The organism is Bradyrhizobium sp. USDA 3364 (genome assembly GCF_054056355.1).
Genome location: NZ_JBSRYG010000002.1, coordinates 3,440,015 through 3,456,476, shown reverse-complemented (window position 1 = coordinate 3,456,476; position 16,462 = coordinate 3,440,015). Strand labels below are relative to the sequence as shown.

General features: G+C 65.2%; 12 protein-coding genes, 1 tRNA gene, 1 pseudogene and 1 riboswitch. Of the genes and pseudogenes, 4 read left to right on the top strand and 10 right to left on the bottom strand.

From position 1 onward, the window contains the following. Positions 1-11: 11 nt before the first annotated feature. Positions 12-86: transfer RNA gene (locus ACVILL_RS16195), tRNA-Gly, on the bottom strand. A gap of 108 nt (positions 87-194) precedes the next feature. Continuing rightward, complete coding sequence (locus ACVILL_RS16190; RefSeq protein WP_456729966.1) at positions 195-1,793, bottom strand: 4-amino-4-deoxy-L-arabinose transferase; 1,599 nt, start codon at positions 1,791-1,793, stop codon at positions 195-197. Between the two features lie 133 nt (positions 1,794-1,926). Here ACVILL_RS16190 and ACVILL_RS16185 point away from each other — a divergent pair, with 133 nt between their 5' ends. The 3 genes from ACVILL_RS16185 (at position 1,927) to ACVILL_RS16175 (ending at position 3,766) form a co-directional block, all read left to right on the top strand. Then, the gene (locus tag ACVILL_RS16185; protein WP_456729965.1) at positions 1,927-2,766 is read left to right on the top strand and encodes a helix-turn-helix transcriptional regulator; all 840 of its coding nucleotides are present in this window, start codon (positions 1,927-1,929) and stop codon (positions 2,764-2,766) included. A 56-nt stretch (positions 2,767-2,822) separates the two neighbouring features. Then, entirely contained in the window at positions 2,823-3,182 is a 360-nt protein-coding gene (locus ACVILL_RS16180; RefSeq protein WP_456729964.1) for a VOC family protein, read from the top strand. A gap of 167 nt (positions 3,183-3,349) precedes the next feature. After that, on the top strand, positions 3,350-3,766 hold the full coding sequence (locus tag ACVILL_RS16175) for an SRPBCC family protein (RefSeq protein ID WP_456729963.1): 417 nt from the start codon (positions 3,350-3,352) through the stop codon (positions 3,764-3,766). A gap of 179 nt (positions 3,767-3,945) precedes the next feature. Here the strand turns inward: ACVILL_RS16175 and ACVILL_RS16170 are convergent, their stop codons facing one another. The 4 genes and pseudogenes from ACVILL_RS16170 to ACVILL_RS16155 form a co-directional block, all read right to left on the bottom strand. Further along, positions 3,946-5,388, bottom strand: coding sequence for an MATE family efflux transporter (locus ACVILL_RS16170; RefSeq protein WP_456729962.1), 1,443 nt, complete (start codon positions 5,386-5,388; stop codon positions 3,946-3,948). 344 nt (positions 5,389-5,732) lie between these two features. Then, positions 5,733-6,845, bottom strand: a pseudogene (locus tag ACVILL_RS16165) (integrase core domain-containing protein); the annotation flags it as partial. Positions 6,846-7,101: 256 nt separating this feature from the next. Continuing rightward, positions 7,102-8,151 (bottom strand): hypothetical protein, encoded by a 1,050-nt coding sequence (locus ACVILL_RS16160; RefSeq protein ID WP_456729961.1) that lies wholly within the window; start codon positions 8,149-8,151, stop codon positions 7,102-7,104. Between the two features lie 163 nt (positions 8,152-8,314). Further along, a complete protein-coding gene (locus ACVILL_RS16155; RefSeq protein WP_028334559.1) occupies positions 8,315-9,421 on the bottom strand; it encodes a 2'-deoxycytidine 5'-triphosphate deaminase in 1,107 nt (368 codons plus the stop codon). 132 nt (positions 9,422-9,553) lie between these two features. Then, positions 9,554-9,633, top strand: a riboswitch (SAM riboswitch). A gap of 75 nt (positions 9,634-9,708) precedes the next feature. On the opposite strand from ACVILL_RS16155, the gene ACVILL_RS16150 reads away from it, so the two are divergent. Further along, the gene (locus ACVILL_RS16150) at positions 9,709-10,902 is read left to right on the top strand and encodes an O-succinylhomoserine sulfhydrylase (RefSeq protein ID WP_456729960.1); all 1,194 of its coding nucleotides are present in this window, start codon (positions 9,709-9,711) and stop codon (positions 10,900-10,902) included. A gap of 207 nt (positions 10,903-11,109) precedes the next feature. On the opposite strand, the gene ACVILL_RS16145 is transcribed toward ACVILL_RS16150, so the two are convergent. From ACVILL_RS16145 to pimA, 4 genes are all read right to left on the bottom strand, one after another. Continuing rightward, positions 11,110-11,883 carry an SDR family NAD(P)-dependent oxidoreductase gene (locus ACVILL_RS16145; RefSeq protein ID WP_456729959.1) on the bottom strand — a complete coding sequence of 258 codons (774 nt, stop codon included), beginning with the start codon at positions 11,881-11,883 and terminating at the stop codon, positions 11,110-11,112. A 130-nt stretch (positions 11,884-12,013) separates the two neighbouring features. Continuing rightward, complete coding sequence (gene pimD, locus ACVILL_RS16140; RefSeq protein WP_456729958.1) at positions 12,014-13,159, bottom strand: pimeloyl-CoA dehydrogenase small subunit; 1,146 nt, start codon at positions 13,157-13,159, stop codon at positions 12,014-12,016. 83 nt (positions 13,160-13,242) lie between these two features. Continuing rightward, the gene (pimC, locus tag ACVILL_RS16135; protein WP_456729957.1) at positions 13,243-14,433 is read right to left on the bottom strand and encodes a pimeloyl-CoA dehydrogenase large subunit; all 1,191 of its coding nucleotides are present in this window, start codon (positions 14,431-14,433) and stop codon (positions 13,243-13,245) included. A 200-nt stretch (positions 14,434-14,633) separates the two neighbouring features. Continuing rightward, complete coding sequence (gene pimA / locus ACVILL_RS16130) at positions 14,634-16,322, bottom strand: dicarboxylate--CoA ligase PimA (RefSeq protein WP_456729956.1); 1,689 nt, start codon at positions 16,320-16,322, stop codon at positions 14,634-14,636. Positions 16,323-16,462 lie beyond the last annotated feature (140 nt).

The window sequence follows — 16,462 nt, the reverse complement described above, 5'->3', positions numbered from 1 at the left end:
CAGCCGGATGTTGGAGCTGGGCGAAGGGAATCGAACCCTCGTATGAAGCTTGGGAAGCTTCCGTTCTACCATTGAACTACGCCCGCGATCTCAATCGCTTGAGGTCGACCCTGTCGGGTGCGGCCTGCCGGACCATAGCCCGGGCAGCGCCGGCGGATCAAGCGTGCATTGATGCCGATCGCCTGACGACGCCGTTACTGGCCCATCCTTACGAGCGCGTCCTTGATCACAAAGGGCGCGGCGGCTGACGGTTCGCAGGTGCCGCTGCGCGCATAGATGCAGGCATCGGCGATGCCGACATGAGCACAGCCTTGCGGAGAATAATCCGACGGCAAGTCCCCCGCCGCTTCGGGCCGCGCAAGGATGCGATTGAAGGCCGGCTTGCTCGTCTGCAACAGCAGCGGCAGGACCAGCTCGGCGAGCGGATCGGCGGGGTTGAGCACGTAAAGCGGCACCGGGCCAACCAATCGTTCCCGCCCCGGCAACAGCTGGAAACGCACATTATAGAGCGCGAGGCCGCACATCTGCGGATCGTTGCGCAGCTTGGCGGCGAGCTCCGCCGCGCCGACGCCGCGCGTCCAATAGTCGCGCATCCCTTCGCTGGCCGTGGCGAGCGCTACCGAGAGCAGCGCCCAGCCGCCCATCACGATCGGCAGCGCCCAGCGGCGCCATCCGCCTTTGCTGCGCAGCGATTGCACCCAGTCGGCCGATCCCAGCGCCGCGACGATGATGAACAGCACCACCGACAAGAAGACGAAGCGGTACTCCTTGTGCGCGATCAGGCTGTGGAAGACGAGGTTGACGAGCGCGACGGCGAGCAGCAGCGGCGCATACCGCCAGCCGCGCCAGATCGCGGCGAGCGGCAGCACGATCGCGGCCGACCACACGATCAGGAAGTTGACGAGATACGCCGAAGGCGGTGTCACACCGAATTCGGTCGCGCGATCCTGCACGAGGTTTTCCTTGATATTCCCGATCAGCCAGGCGAACGGCACGACGCCGTGCGCGAGATCGATTGCCGCGGCAAACGACAGCGCGACGAGCCCTCCGGCGACCAGCGGAACGAAGTTGCGCCAGCGCGACCAGCAGGCGCCGAGCGCAAGAACGGCGATGGCCGGTGCGTACTGGAAGCGGCAGACAAAGGCGATGGCGAGCAGGGCGCCGCCGATCGCAAGGCGCCGCTGCGACGGATGATCGGTCAGCAGCAACGCCGCCGGCACGATCAGCGCCGTCGCCAACGGCTCGCCCAACGGGTGTGGCGCGAGCAGAGCGAATTCGAACCAGACCGCGGCGGCGAAGGCCGCAACGACGGCATGGGTGCGCGAGACCCGCGCACCGAAGAACCAGGCGCTGACCACGATCGACAGCGACGCAGCTGCCGTGACCAGACGCGGCACCAGGAATGCACCTTCACCGCCGGGCGCAATCGCATCACCCAGGGCTACCGGCCCGGCCAGCAATGTCGGCAGGAACCAGCCGCGAATGCCTTCGCGCCATTCCCATGTCAGGATGCCGTCATGGCCGAGCATCCGCCACGCCGGCTCGAGATACTGAAAGATCTCGTCGGGATACATCACATTGGGCCAGACCGCGGCCGCAAGGCGGATGACCAGCGCCAGCAACAGCAGCGCGAAGAGCGGGTGAAAGCGCCCCATCGCCTGCCCGGCCGCGCCTGCGCCGCCGGGCGCGGCTTCGGCGCTCGTGCTCGTCATCGTTCCGCCGATCGTCCTGTGGAGCAGCATGCCGTCGACCAGATAGCGGGCAAAGCCTTTAGGATGCGTGACCGGGGGCACGCCGGCCTGCACCACGACATGCTTAACCGAACGTCAAGATTCCAGATGCGGGCGGCGGCCGACCACCAGCAAGACCCTGTTCGACGTACTGCTCCCCGTTGCGCGGCCCCGGCCGCAAGCATAAATCTGGGGTATGACCCGGACCACGCTGTTGCAGCGCGATCGCATTACGGTGAACGAGTTTCGCTGCACGGCGGAGCCCAGCGACAAGCCGTTCGCCGAGCAGTTCGCCGGCCATTCCGTGTCCTATGTGCGCAGCGGCAGCTTCGGCTGCCATTGCCGCGGCCACTTCCATGAACTGGTGGCAGGCTCGATCCTGGTCGGCCATCCCGGCGACGAATACACCTGCACGCACGACCATGTGGTCGGCGACGAATGCCTGTCGTTCTTTCTGGATCCGGAGCTGGTCGAGAGCATCGGCGATCGCACCTCGGTCTGGCAGGTCGGCGCCGTGCCACCGCTGCCGGAACTGATGGTGATCGGGGAGCTCGCTCAAACGGCGGCAGGTGGCAACAGCGACGTCGGCCTCGACGAGATCGGTTACCTCCTCACCAGCCGCCTGGTCGAGCTGGTATCCGATCGCAAGGCAAAACCCCTCACCGCCGGCGTGCGCGATCGCCGCCGCGCCGTCGAGGCTGCGCTGTGGATCGACGCCAATTCGCATCATCCGATCGATCTCGACGATACGGCGGAGCAGGCCGGGCTCAGCACGTTCCATTTCCTGCGGCTGTTCTCCGCGGTGCTCGGCGTCACGCCGCATCAATATCTCGTGCGCTCGCGGCTGCGCCATGCGGCGCGACGGCTGGTCGACGACGACAGCCCGGTCACCGACATCGCCTATGACGTCGGCTTCGGCGATCTCTCCAATTTCGTGCGCAGCTTCCACCGCGCCGCCGGCGCCTCGCCGCTCAAGTTCCGCCAGGCCTCCCGCGGCGACCGCAAGATTTTCCAAGAACGCCTTGCGCTGCAATAGCTAGGTTGCTCCGGTCCGCGCGTCCATCGGCGCGCCCACCGACTGGAGACCTCATCATGTACGACCATATCGGGTTGCGCGTGGCCGACCTCGACGCCAGCGTGCGCTTCTACACCGCGGTGCTGGCGCCGCTCGGCTTCGTGCTGTGCTCGCGCGACGACAGCGGCGCCGGATTCGGCCCGAAGGGCGAGCCCGCGCTCTGGCTGCACCTGCACAAGGGCAAGGCCCAAGGCGGTGCGCACATCGCGTTCCGCGCACCGAGCCACGACACGATCAAGACATTCCACACCGCGGGCCTGAAGGCCGGCGGCAAGGACAACGGCGCGGCGGGCCATCGCAAGGATTACAGCCCGACCTACTACGCGGCATTCCTGCTCGACCCCGACGGCAACAATGTCGAGGCGGTGAGCACTTAAGCGTACGCGACAGACTCCGCCGTCATTGCGAGCGGAGCGAAGCAATCCATCGCGCCACACGTGAGGAAGCATGGATTGCTTCCGCCTTCGCCAAGGCTTCGGCGGACAAGTCGTCGCTTCGCTCTTCGCAATGGCGGCTTTCACAATCTATCAAAGGACCCAATCCCATGGCTTCCATCTACAAAGACATCCCGATCGACGCCCCAGCGAATCACGTCTGGGACGCACTGCGCGATTTCGGCGCGCTGCATACGCGGCTGGTGCCGGGCTTCGTCACCGACACGCAGCTCGACGGCGACGTCCGCATCGTCACCTTCGGCAACGGCACCGTGGCGCGCGAGACGCTGGTCGATTGCGACGACAAGCGACAACGGCTGGTCTATGCGATATCAAGCGAGCGGCTGAAGCAGCATTCCGCCTCGGTGCAGGTGTTCGCCGAGGGCGACACGCGCTGCCGGGTGGTGTGGATCGCGGACGTGCTGCCGCACGAGGTCGCGCCCTACATGTCCGCGCAGATGGACCTCGGCGCGGCGGCGATGCAGACCACGCTGGCCCGATCGGCCAGGGAGAAGAGCGCGGCGTGACATTCCTGTTCGCGCGATCCGCCGTGCATTCAAACGATGACCGTCACCCTGAGGAGGCCGCGAAGCGGCCGTCTCGAAGGGGGACAGCCCGGCTGTTTCCACAAACGCATGTCGAAGCAGCGGGCCGTCGATCCTTCGAGACGCGCTGCGCGCTCCTCAGAATGACGGAATGAAGGTCTTCACGACAGCGCCGGCTGCACTTCCGCGACCGGGGCGGCCTTGCCCCAGCGGGTCAGGATCACGCTGAGGCAGGACAGCACGCCGAGCACACCCATCGAGGCGGCGGCGAGTGCGAAGAAGTTTTGCGCACTCGCCTCATGGGTCGACAACCACCAGCCGCCGCTACCGATGAAGATCAGCCGCGCGGTCTGCGCCAGCACCGGCCCCAGCACCTTCGCCGCTCCCTGCGAGGAGAAATACATCGACATCGCGAGGCCGATGAAGGCGTACATCGGCGCGGCGGTCGAGAGATATTGATGGCTGGTCGCCCGCACATGCGGATCGTTGGTGAACAAATTGACCCAGAGGTCGGGGAACACAGCGATGAAGCTGCCGACCACGCCGACCGAGAGGAACGACACCGTGCCCGCGGTCCAGGCGATGCGGCGGGCGCGCGCGACGCGCTCGGCGCCGACAGCCATGCCGATCATCGGCACCGAGGCGATGCCGACCGCGAACGCAACCGAGGTCAGCATGAATTCGAGCCGCGCGCCGATGCCGTAGCCGGCGAGCACCGCGGTACCGAACTGCGCCAGCATGTGGGTGAAGATCGAGATCGTCAGGACCGATTGCAGCGGCGAGAAGCAGGAGACCGCGCCGACCTTGAGGATGTCGATGAACATCGCCCATTGCACGCGCAGCCCCTTGAGCTTCGGCTTCACGCGGGCGCGGCCCGAGAACAGGTACCAGCCCATCACGCTGATGCTGATCGAATAGGCGATCAGCGACCCCGCGGCGACGCCGCGCATGCCGAACTGCGGCACCGGCCCGAGGCCGAGCCCGAGCGTGCCGCCGAGAATGATCTGCCACACCGCCGACGACAGGATCATGGTCGACGGCAGCTTCATGTTGCCGGTGCCGCGCAGGATGCCGGCCATCGTGTTCATCAGCCAGGGCAGGATCGCGCCGCCGAAGAAGACCTGCGTATAGGCGATCGCCTGCGCCAGCACATTGCCGCGGCCGCCGAGCAATTCGAGCAGGCGCGGACCGAAGATCAGCATGCCCAGCATGAACGTGACACCGAACGTGAGGCCGATCAGCAGCGCATGCATCGCGAGCGTCGAGGCGCGCTCGGTCTCGCCGGCGCCGAGCGCACGCGCGATCGCGGACGCGACGCCGCCGCCCATCGCGCCGCCCGACATCGTCATGGTGAGGATCACGCAGGGAAACACCAGCGCCATCGCCGCGAGCGACTCGACACCGAGCCGGCCGATATAGGAGGTCTCGGCGATGACGACGCAGGTGCCGGCGGAGAGCGCGATCACGTTCGGCCAGGCCAGCCACAGCAGCGTGCGCAAAATCGGCCCGTCGAGCAGCGCGTTGCGCGCCGGCTTGGTCACCGGCGGCGGCAGCGGCCGCTCTTGTTCGTCGACAGGTATTTCGGCGAGGCCGAGATCGGACATTTCTACTCCCACGCGCGCAGTCTGGGAGCCGCGCCATGGTGTTTCCCTACCATGGCAGCAGCGAAATCCACGTGCGCGGGACGCAAGGGGGGCCTGCGCGATTGCAGGTGAACCCAAATGAACCTCTGATCTTGCCGATCGACCAGACGAACGGTGAGATCAGATTGAGCAACCGGCGACTTAGGTAACACTTCAACCCGACGACATGGGTAACACAATTCTCGTTTCGTTCAGGTCTGTTGTTGTTGAGGCTGTGGACCCTGAGGGCAACGCGGAGCGTTGTCCTCAAGTCCACAGCCTTTTGTCGTTCGTTTGGGCTTGCGAAGCTGGTCCCCACGATGAGCGATCGTGCCGAGCTCGATCGGGCCATAGCTGACGATCCAACCGTCCTGATCCTCGGCCAGGCCGACGGGTTCGCCGATCAGCGCTTCGCTGATGTAGATCGTGTTGCCGAGCCACTTGATCTCTCCGTTGTGCCGGACCGAGCGGACGTCCTGGTCATCGTATTCCGGCTTGCGCAAGACACCGTCGAAGCGGCGTGAGGAGGCCTGGTAACGGTCGGCTGGCGTAGCGTTATCGAGCGACTGGTGCGGACGCTCCTCATTGTAGAGATGCTGGAAGTTGCGGAGGCGCTTGAGCTGCTCGCGCATGGTGGGAGCCGGCGGATTGGCGGTGTCCTGCAACAGCGTCAGATGCATCCGCTCATGGCGGCCATTCTGCTGAGGTTTGCCCGGCGCAATGCGCTCCGGCGTCACGCCGGCCTTGATCAGGTTGACCGACAGCCGCGACAACCCACCGGCACCACGCGAGGCAAACGGCGAGCCGTTATCCGAACGCATGTAGTGCGGCAACCCAAACTCGCGGAACGCCGCATCGAGCACCGGCCAGACATGATCCGTGTCGGTGCGCGCCAGAGCCTGGCAGCGCAGCAGATAGCGGCTGTACGCGTCGGTGATCGTCAGCGGCTCGCATCGCTTGCCGTCGCCGGTCAGGAACCAGCCCTTGAAGTCGATGCACCACACATCATTGGCCGCCGCGCACGTCGCAAACGGCATGTTCGAGGGCGGCCCGCGCCGGCGCAGCTTGCGCTTCACCGTCAGTCCTTCGCGGTCGAACAGTTCCCCGATCGTGCTCGCCGCAGGCCATGCCGTCCGCGGTGACTTCCGTTCAAGAAAGGCGCGCACCTTGATCGGCCCCCAGGTCGGATGCGCCCGACGCACCTCAAGGCAACGCTCGGCGATCCCCTCGGCTATGCTCTGCGGATGATGCAGCCGAGCCCGCGACCGGTTGAACAGCCCACCGGCGCCTTCCTGCTCAAAACGCGTAAGCCATTTGTACCCCACACGGCGGCTCACCCCGAACCGCCGGCACACCGCCGCAAATGATTCCTCGTGCTTCTCCACCGCCACCACAAATCGCATCCGTTCTTCCACTGCACAGGTCTCCGTCCATCCCATCGGCAAGGCCCTCCTCGCCGATCAGTTGACCTGTTACCCATGTCGCCGGTCTATTCTGTTACCCATGTAGCCGGTTAGGACCAGATACCACCCTCCCCTGGAGGGGGAAGGTCGGCTCACAGCGAGCGAAGCGAGATGTGAGGCGGGGTGGGGTGATCTCTCAACATGGGCAGTCACCGAGACGAGGGACTTTCACCCCACCTCGGTTCGCATTTCATGCGAACCGATCCTCCCCCTCCAGGGGAGGATGTCTGAGCTAGCCGATCGACCAGACGAACGGCGCGCCGGCGGCGCGGTTCGGCTTCAGATGCACCGGAATATGCCGCCCGCAGCCGGCCGCGAGACCCTCGAACAGCCCTGTCAGCACGCTGGCGCAGGCCGGGTGATAGTCGGGGACATCGGCCATCAGCTTCCAGCCCTGCTGGCGGATTTCGAACTGGCCCTCGGACTCGCTGATCTCGGCGACATCATCCTGCGACTCGAAGAGGACGCGCAGGAATGCGGCAAATTCCGTGGCACGGCCACGGCTGCCGCCGAGCGCCTGCGCGACCTCGTCGAAATACTGCATGCCGATCAGCTTACCGGTGAGGTGCAGCAGATAGCTCGCATCCTCAGGGCCGAACACCTGGACGATGACGGGCGCGGCCGTCTTCACATATTCCATCGCGTAGTTGCGATAGGCCTTCTCGAGCCGCTGGCGCGGCCAGCTGTCGACCGGCAGCGCCGGCGCGGTTCTGGAATCGAATGGCGGTGCCTCGAGATGGCGCGCTAACACCAGGCGCTGGTCGAGCTCGAGCGGATGATCGTATTCGCAGTAATAGCCCTCGAGGCCGTCCTGGCCATCGACGCTCTGCTTGGTGCAGACGAAGCCGAGCCGCAAGTCACCAAGCGCGACCCCGTTGTTGGCGTGCCAGCCGCGCAGCATCGCGCGCGAGACCTCGCCGGGCACGCCGCAGATCGCGGTGCCCTTCCAGATCCAGCGCGGCGGCGGATAGCGGATCCAGGCCTTGCGGTCGGTCTCGTACATGTATTCGACATGCACGCCGCCGATCCAGTTGGAGAGGTAATGATACTGCGCGGCCGCGACCGCCGGCGGCAGGCCGTCGAGACCGAGCTTCTTCAGGCCGGGCAGGAAACGCTCCTGCTGCTGGCGGCGAAACACGCGGAAGACGAATTCGGCGGCATCGGCCGTGCCGCGCCGCGTCACCACGGTGAGGATCAGCCCGGTGAAGAAGGCGTGATAGAGATCGGCGACGCTGCGCCACTTCCGCCACTGCGCCTCGCGTGCGTCCTGCTCTCCGGTCATGTTTGCTCCCGCTGTTGTTGTTGGCGAGATCAAGCCTCGCGCGCAGGATCGTAGCCCGGATGCAGCGAAGCGCAATCCGGGGCAACTCAATCCGTGTATGCAGCGCCCCGGATTTCGCTTGCGCTTCATCCGGGCTACGGAATTACACGTGCGCGAAGCGGAATTACACGCGAAAATGCTTGGAGAGCTTCAGGCCCTGCGCCTGGTAGTTCGAGCCGATGCGCTGGCCGTAGAGCGCATCGGGACGCTCGAGCATGCGCTCATAGACGAGGCGGCCGACGATCTGGCCATGCTCGAGAATGAACGGCACCTCGCGCGAGCGCACTTCGAGCACGGCGCGCGCGCCCTTGCCGCCGGCTCCGGCATAGCCGAAGCCGGGATCGAAGAAGCCGGCGTAGTGGACGCGGAATTCGCCAACCAGCGGATCGAACGGCACCATCTCCGCGGCGTAGTCCGGCGGCACCTGCACGGCCTCTTTCGAAGCCAGGATGTAGAACTCGCCGGGATCGAGGATGAGGCTGCCGTCGGGCCGCGCCTTGATCGGCTCCCAGAAATCGTCGACCGCATAGCCGCCGCGTCGATCGACATCGACCACGCCGGTGTGGCGCTTGGCGCGATAACCGACGAAGCCGCCCGAGCTCTCGCCGGAGAGGTCGACCGACAGCGCGACGCCGTGGGTGAGATCGGCATCGTCGATATCGACCAGCCGCTCGGCGGCATGCAGCGCATCGAGCTCGTCGGCGGTCAAGGTCGCCTCGCCGATCCGGAAGCGGACCTGGCTCAGCCGCGAGCCCTCGCGCAGCAGCACCGGAAACGTCTTCGGTGAGATCTCGGCGTAGAGCGGGCCGTGATAGCCGGCCCCGATCATGTCGAAGCGGCGGGTGCCGTCGGCAATCACGCGGGTGAACACGTCGAGCCGCCCGGTCGAACTCTTCGGATTGGCCGCGGCCACGATCTCCGGCGGCAGCGCCAGGCTTTCGAGCAGCGGCACGATGTAGACGCAGTTGGTCTCCAGCACCGCGCCGTCGGAGAGATCGATCTCGTGCAGCTTGAGCTGGTCGATCCGCTCGGCGACGGTGGCATCGGGCCCCGGCAGGAAGCTGGCGCGGACGCGGTAGGCGATGTCGCCGAGGCGGAGATCGAGGCTTGCCGGCTGGATCTGGCTTTCGACGAAGTCATAGGCCGGCAGAATGAGGCCGGCCTCCGCCATCTCCGCGATCATGCGGTCGGGCAGGATTCCGTTGGATTCATCTTCCAGCGTGAACGACACGATGCGGTCCCTTGGCGATCCCTCGAGATGGCCCAAAATCAACCTCTGGCGGCCATCAAGCCCCAAAATATGGGCTTTTACGGGTTATCCGATGACCGTCTTGACGGAAAGGGCGCGAGGGAATATCAGCTGCACTTATCCCGTGGTGATTTGAGCCGGCCGGCTTGCAGCCACGTTAAATAAGTCGCTAAACAGGCCGGGGACAGTGTGATCCCGGCTTGTGGAGGTTGCTCCAGGCCGGTTTTTTTGTGGCCATTTCCGAGGGAAATGGCCACTTCGGAGGTCACATGTCTGAATCTGAAGGTACCGCCCGCTATCGTCCCGAAACCCGCCTCGTCCATGGCGGCACGCTGCGCTCGCAATTCGGGGAAACGTCGGAAGGGCTTTTTCTCACCCAGGGCTACGTCTACGACACCGCCGAGCAATGCGAGGCGCGCTTCAAGGGCCAGGATCCCGGCTTCATCTATTCGCGCTATTCCAATCCGACCATCGCGATGTTCGAGCGCCGCATGATCGAGCTCGAGGGCGCGGAAGCCGCGCGCTCGACCGCGACCGGCATGGCCGCGGTGACCACCGCGATCCTCGCGCCGCTGAAGGCCGGCGATCACGTGGTGGCGTCGAAGGCGCTGTTCGGCTCCTGCCTCTATGTCGTGCAGGACCTGCTGCCGCGCTACGGCATCGAGACGACGCTGGTCGACGGCCTCGATCTCGACCAGTGGCAGCGCGCCCTGCGGCCGAACACCAAAACCTTCTTCCTGGAGAGCCCGACCAATCCGACACTCGACGTGCTCGACATCGGCGCGATCGCCAAGATCGCGCATAGCGGCGGCGCCCGGCTGATCGTCGACAACGTGTTCGCGACGCCGATCTGGCAGAGCCCGCTGTCGCTCGGCGCAGACGTCGTGGTCTATTCCGCGACCAAGCATATCGACGGCCAGGGCCGCTGCCTCGGCGGCGTCATCCTGTCGTCGGAAGCCTTCATCGCCGAGCACATCCATAATTTCATGCGCCAGACCGGCCCGTCACTGTCGCCGTTCAACGCCTGGGTGCTGCTGAAAGGACTGGAGACGCTCGGCGTCCGTGTCCGCGCCCAGACCGAGAACGCGGCGAAGATCGCCGAGGCGCTGGCGAACCATCCGAAGATCACGCGGCTGGTCTATCCCGGCCGTCCCGATCATCCGCAGGCCGAGACGGTGAAGAAGCAGATGGGCGCCGGCTCGACGCTGGTCGGCTTCGAGGTGAAGGACGGCAAGGCCGGCGCCTTCCGCTGCCTCAACGCGCTGAAGATCTCGCGCATCTCCAACAATCTCGGCGATGCCAAGAGCCTGGTCACGCACCCCGCCACCACGACGCATCAGCGCCTGGCGCCGGAGGCCCGCGCCGAGCTCGGCATCAGCGAAGGCTTTATTCGCTTCTCGGCCGGGCTCGAGCACCCCGACGATTTGATCGAGGATTTTGTGCAGGCGCTGGAGCGGGTCTGAGGGGCGTAGAAGCCCGGAAGCGTATGTCGTCCCGGCGTAGGCCGGGACCCATAACCCCAGGGAGCGGTTGCGGCGCGGGCGAGCGACCACGAGCCTTCGTCAAACCAAATCCTGCGGTTATGGGTCCCGGCCTTCGCCGGGACGACACCGAACTTTTCATATGCGATTGCCCTGCCCGCGAGCGGGAGAGGCAAAGCGAGCAAGCCGTTACGTCGCCGCCGTCGTCACACCGCCGTCGACCACGATGGTCTGGCCGGTCATGAAGGTCGAGGCGTCGGAGGCGAGATAGGCCACGGCGCCCGCGATCTCGTCGGGCTCGCCGATGCGGCGGAGCGGCGACGACGCGGTGCGGCGCTTCAGATTCTCCGGATCCTCCCACAGCGCGCGGGCGAAGTCGGTTTTCACCAGGCCCGGCGCCACGCAATTGACCCGCACGCCCTTCGGCCCCCATTCGCCGGCAAGGCTGCGGCACAGCGCGAAGTCGGCCGCCTTGGAGATGCCGTAGGCGCCGATCACGGTCGAGCCGCGCAAGCCGCCGATCGAGGAGATGATCACGACCGAGCCTTTGCCGCGTTCGGCCATCTGCGGCACTGCCAGCGCGCAGAGCCAGATGTTGCTCTTGACGTTCGAGCCCATGATCTTGTCGAAGGCCTCGTCTTTGATGTCGAGCAGCGGTCCGTAATAGGGATTCACCGCGGCATTGCAGACCAGGGTATCGATCTTGCCGTAATGCTTGATCGTGCCTGAGATCAGCGCCTCGACTTCCTCGCGGCGTGAAATGTTGCAGGGAATGACGAGCGCATCGCCGCCGGCCTTCTTGATGCCGTCGGCGACCTCCTGGCAGGCATCCGCCTTGCGCGAGGAGATCACGACCTTGGCGCCGAGTTTTGCGAGGAGCTCCGCGGAGGAGCGGCCGATGCCGCGGCTCGAGCCGGTGATGACCGCAACCCGGCCGGTGAGATCAAACGGGGTGTTTTTCATTGTTGTTGCCTCCCTGTTATTGACGCGTCATTCCGGGATGCGCCGCAAGGCGCAGACCCGGAATCTAGAGGTTGTGTGGCGCGAGATTCCGGGTTCTCGCTTCGCGAGCCCCGGAATGACGTGTGTAGGGTTACGCCAGCAGCCCGCCCCCCTCGCTGACGCGACGGAGGTGGTAGTCGGTGTCGCCGAGCGTGTTCTCGATCATGGTCAGCCGCTTGAAGTAGTGGCCGATCTTGGCTTCCATTGTCATGCCGATGCCGCCGTGAAGCTGGATCGACTGCTGGCCGACGAACTTCAGGGACTTGCCGACCTGCACCTTGGCCGCCGCAACCGCAGACGCGCGCTCCTTGGCATCGTGGAAGTCAGACGCCATGGTCGCGAACATCGACATGCTGCGGGCCTGCTCCAGCGCCACGAACATGTCGGCCGCGCGGTGCTGCAGGCTCTGGAACGAGCCGATCGCAACGCCGAACTGCTTGCGGGTCTTGATGTACTCGACGGTCTCCTTGAGCGACTCGTCCATCGCGCCGACGGCTTCCGCGCACAGCGCGGTGCGGGCTTCGTCGGCGACGCGCTCGATCAGGGGCAGGCCGTTCTCGGGATCGCCGATCGCAGCATCGGCGCCGACCTCGACATTGGTGAAGGTGATGTCGGCTGCGTGCAGGCCGTCCTGGGTGGGATAGCCCTTCCTGGTGACGCCCTTGGCATCCGCCGGGACCAGGAACACGCCGATGCCGGTCTTGTCGCGCTGGCCGCCCTTGGTGCGCGCGGTCACGACAAGCGTGTCGGCGTTCTCGCCGTTGAGCACGACGAACTTCTCGCCGTCGATCACCCAGCCACTGCCCTTCTTCTTCGCTGTGGTCACGACGTCGAACAGGTCGTAGCGCGAGTTCTTCTCGAGCTGGGCAAAGCCGAAGGTCTTGCTGCCGTCGATGATGCCGGGGATGTACTTGGCCTTCTGCTCAGCCGAGCCGCCATGGCGCAGGAAACCGCCGGCGACCACGACGGTGGCGAGATAGGGCTCGACCACCAGCGCCTTGCCGAGCGCTTCCATCACGATCATGGTCTCGACCGCACCGGCGCCGAAGCCGCCGTCAGTCTCCGCGAAAGGCAGACCGAGCAGGCCCTGCTCGGCGAGCTTGCCCCAGAGCGCTTTGCTCCAGCCGCCCTTCTCCTTCATGTACTTCTTGCGGGCATCGAAGTCGTAGGCATCCGCCAGCAACCCGTCGACGCTTTCCTTGAGCAGCCGCTGCTCCTCGGACAGATCAAAATCCATGTTCGTTCCCTTAAACTGAAAGTCGTTACCGAAACCGGGCCCCCTCACCTCTCCCCGCGAAGGGCGGGGGGAGGGAGACAAGATCAAAGCCCCAGCACGGCCTTGCTGATGATGTTGCGCTGGATCTCGTTGGAGCCGCCGTAGATCGAAACCTTGCGGTTGTTGAAGTAGCTCGGCGCGATCTGCGCGGTCCAATCCATGCTTTCGTTCGAGCCGGCATCGCCGTGCTCGTCATAGGGCGCGGCGAACGGACCGATGATCTCCATCAGCAGCTCGGTCGTGGTCTGCTGGATTTCCGAGCCCTTGATCTTGAGCACGGAGGACGCCGGATTGGGCTTGCCCTTGCCGTGCTTGCCTTCGTCGGCGACGACGCGGAGCTGGGTGAGCTCAAGCGCCTTCAGCTCGATCTCGCAGGCCGTGAGCTTCTCGCGGAACGCCGGATCCTCGATGACGGGACGGCCGCCGGACTCCACCTTGGAGGCCAGCGCGCGGATGCGCCGCAGCCGCTCCTTCGAGACGCCGACCCGGGCGATGCCGGTGCGCTCATTGCCGAGCAGGAATTTGGCGTAATCCCAGCCCTTGTTCTCCTCGCCGATCAGATTCTCGTAGGGCACCTCGACGTCGTCGAAGAACACTTCGTTGACCTCGTGGCCGCCGTCGATGGTCTGGATCGGGCGCACCGTGACGCCCTTCGACTTCATCGAGAACACGATGAAGGAGATGCCCATCTGCTTCTTCGCGTTCTTGTCGGTGCGGCAGAGGCAGAAGATCATGTCGGCGTGCTGGGCGAGCGTTGTCCAGGTCTTCTGGCCGTTGATGATCCATTTGTCGCCACGGCGCTCGGCCGTGGTCTTCAGCGAAGCGAGGTCCGAACCCGAGCCCGGCTCCGAGAAGCCCTGGCACCACCAGTCGTCGACATTGGCGATGCGCGGCAGATATTCCTTCTTCTGCTTCTCATTGCCGAAGGTGTAGATGACCGGACCGACCATGCTGACGCCGAAGGCGAGCGGCTGCGGCGCCGGATAGGACTGCAGCTCCTCGTTGAAGATGTAGTGCTGCACGGTGGTCCAGCCGGTGCCGCCGAACTCCTTCGGCCAGTGGGTGACGCCCCAGCCCTTCTTGTTGAGGATGCGCCACCAGGTGACCATCTCGTCCTTCGACAGATGGCGGCCTTCCTGCAGCTTGCGCCTTGTCTCCGCCGGCACGTTGTTCTTGAAGAACTCCCGCACCTCCTCGCGAAACGCTATCTCTTCCTTGGTGAAAGCGAGATCCATCGGATCCTCCTTTTGAGCGAATGGTCGTCGAATTGCGATCTGTTTCTACTGGGTCGTCCCGGCGAAAGCCGGGACCCATAACCACCGGCCCTTATTGTTTGACCAAGCCGGCTGCCGCTTGTGCCCCTTGCCAGGGCCGCGGCGTATGGGTCCCGGCCTTCGCCGGGACGACGGCAATCCATTTTGACGCGGCGCATCGTTCATGTACGGGCCCCTGACGCGGCCTGTTGCTGATGGGATGGCGATGTCTTCGGCTGCTGCTGGCGCAGCTCGTGGCGCGACAGCTTGCCGACCGGGGTGCGCGGCAGCTCGTCGACGAACTCGACCGCCGCCGGCAGTTCATGCTTGCCGACCTTGCCGGTGAGGAATGCGCGCAGCTCATCGATCGAGAACGTCTTCTCGCCGTCGCGCAGCTTGATGAAGGCCTTTGCCGCCTCGCCGCGGTAATCGTCGGGAATCCCGATCACGATCACCTCCTGCACGGCGGGATGGGTGTAGATCGCCTGCTCGATCATCTGCGGATAGACGTTGAAGCCCCCGGAGATGATCATGTCCTTCTTGCGGTCGACCAGATAGAAATAGCCATCGGTGTCCATGTAGCCGATGTCGCCGGTGAGGAAGCGATCGCCGACGAAGGCCTCCGCGGTTTCCGCGGGCCTGTTCCAGTAGCCCTTGGTGACGTTCGGGCCGCGGATGCGGATTTCGCCGACCTCGCCGACCGGCATCACCCTGGTAGAATCCTCCAGCGACACCACGTCCATCTCGATGCCGGGCAGCATCAGCCCGATCGAGCCCGGCTTCTCCGGCCCTTCCTTGGGATGGCCGGTGCCGGGCGAGCAGGTCTCGGTCATGCCCCAGCCGCTCTTCAGCTTCATGCCGACGCGGCGCTCGAAGATCTTTGCGACTTCCACCGGCAGCGGCGCGCCGCCGGAGCCGGCGACCACGAGCGACGAGAGATCGCGCTTGTCGAGATCGGGCAGCGAGGCGATCGCGATCCACATCGTCGGCACGCCGGGGAATACCGTCGCGCGCTTGACCTCGATGTCGCGCATCACCGCCTCGACGTCGAAGCGCTGGTGCAGCGAGATCAGATGGCCACGCCGGATCACCGACAGCAGCACGACGGTCAAAGCGTAAATGTGAAACAGCGGCAGCACGCAGATCACGCGCTCGACCGCATTGCGCTCGAGCCGCCCGGGCTTGCCCCAGACGTCGTAGATCGACACCGCCGCGGTGAGGTTGCCGTGGCTGAGCATGGCGCCCTTGGGCAGGCCCGTCGTGCCGCCGGTATATTGCAACAGCGCTGTGTCCTCGACGTCGACCGCGGGCCATTGCGCTGGCCTGGCGGCGCCATCGATGAACTGCCGGTGGGTGATGATGGCGGGATTATCCGGCAACGCAGTCTGCGGCGTGCCGACCTTGCCCCAATTGTCGTCCTCGCAAACGATCAGGCGGTCGAGCAGACCCTTGGCGAGGAATTTCAGCGCGGTCGGCAGTAGCGCCGAGAGATTGCTGGTGACCAGCACCCGCGCGCCTGAATCGGACAGCTTGTGCGACAGCGCGATCTCGCCGTCGAGCGGCGACAGATGCACGACGCGGGAGCCTGCCTTCAGCGCGCCGAAGAAATTGATCGGATGGTCAGGCGAATTGCCGAGGAACAGCGCGACCGAGGTGCCCCTGCCGTAGCCGGCGCGCATGAAGGCGGCGGCGGCGGTCTCGACCAGGGCCTCCAGCTCGCCGTAGCTGATCTGGCGGTCGCGGAATTCGAGCACCGGACGCGCGCCGAACTCGGCGGCCGCGGTCGAGAGCAGATCCGGCAGCGTGCCGCGCGTGATCTCGTCGCTCCACTGCACGCCCTTGGGATAATATTGTTCGCCGGGATAGGTCATGGATGCCAGACTTTGGAAAATGTCATTCCGGGACACGCGAAGCGTGAACCTAAGATGCGCAATTGCGCATCGGGGAATCTCGAGATTCCGGGTCTGCGCCTTACGGCGCATCCCGGAATGACAAGTTGAATGCCTTCAGC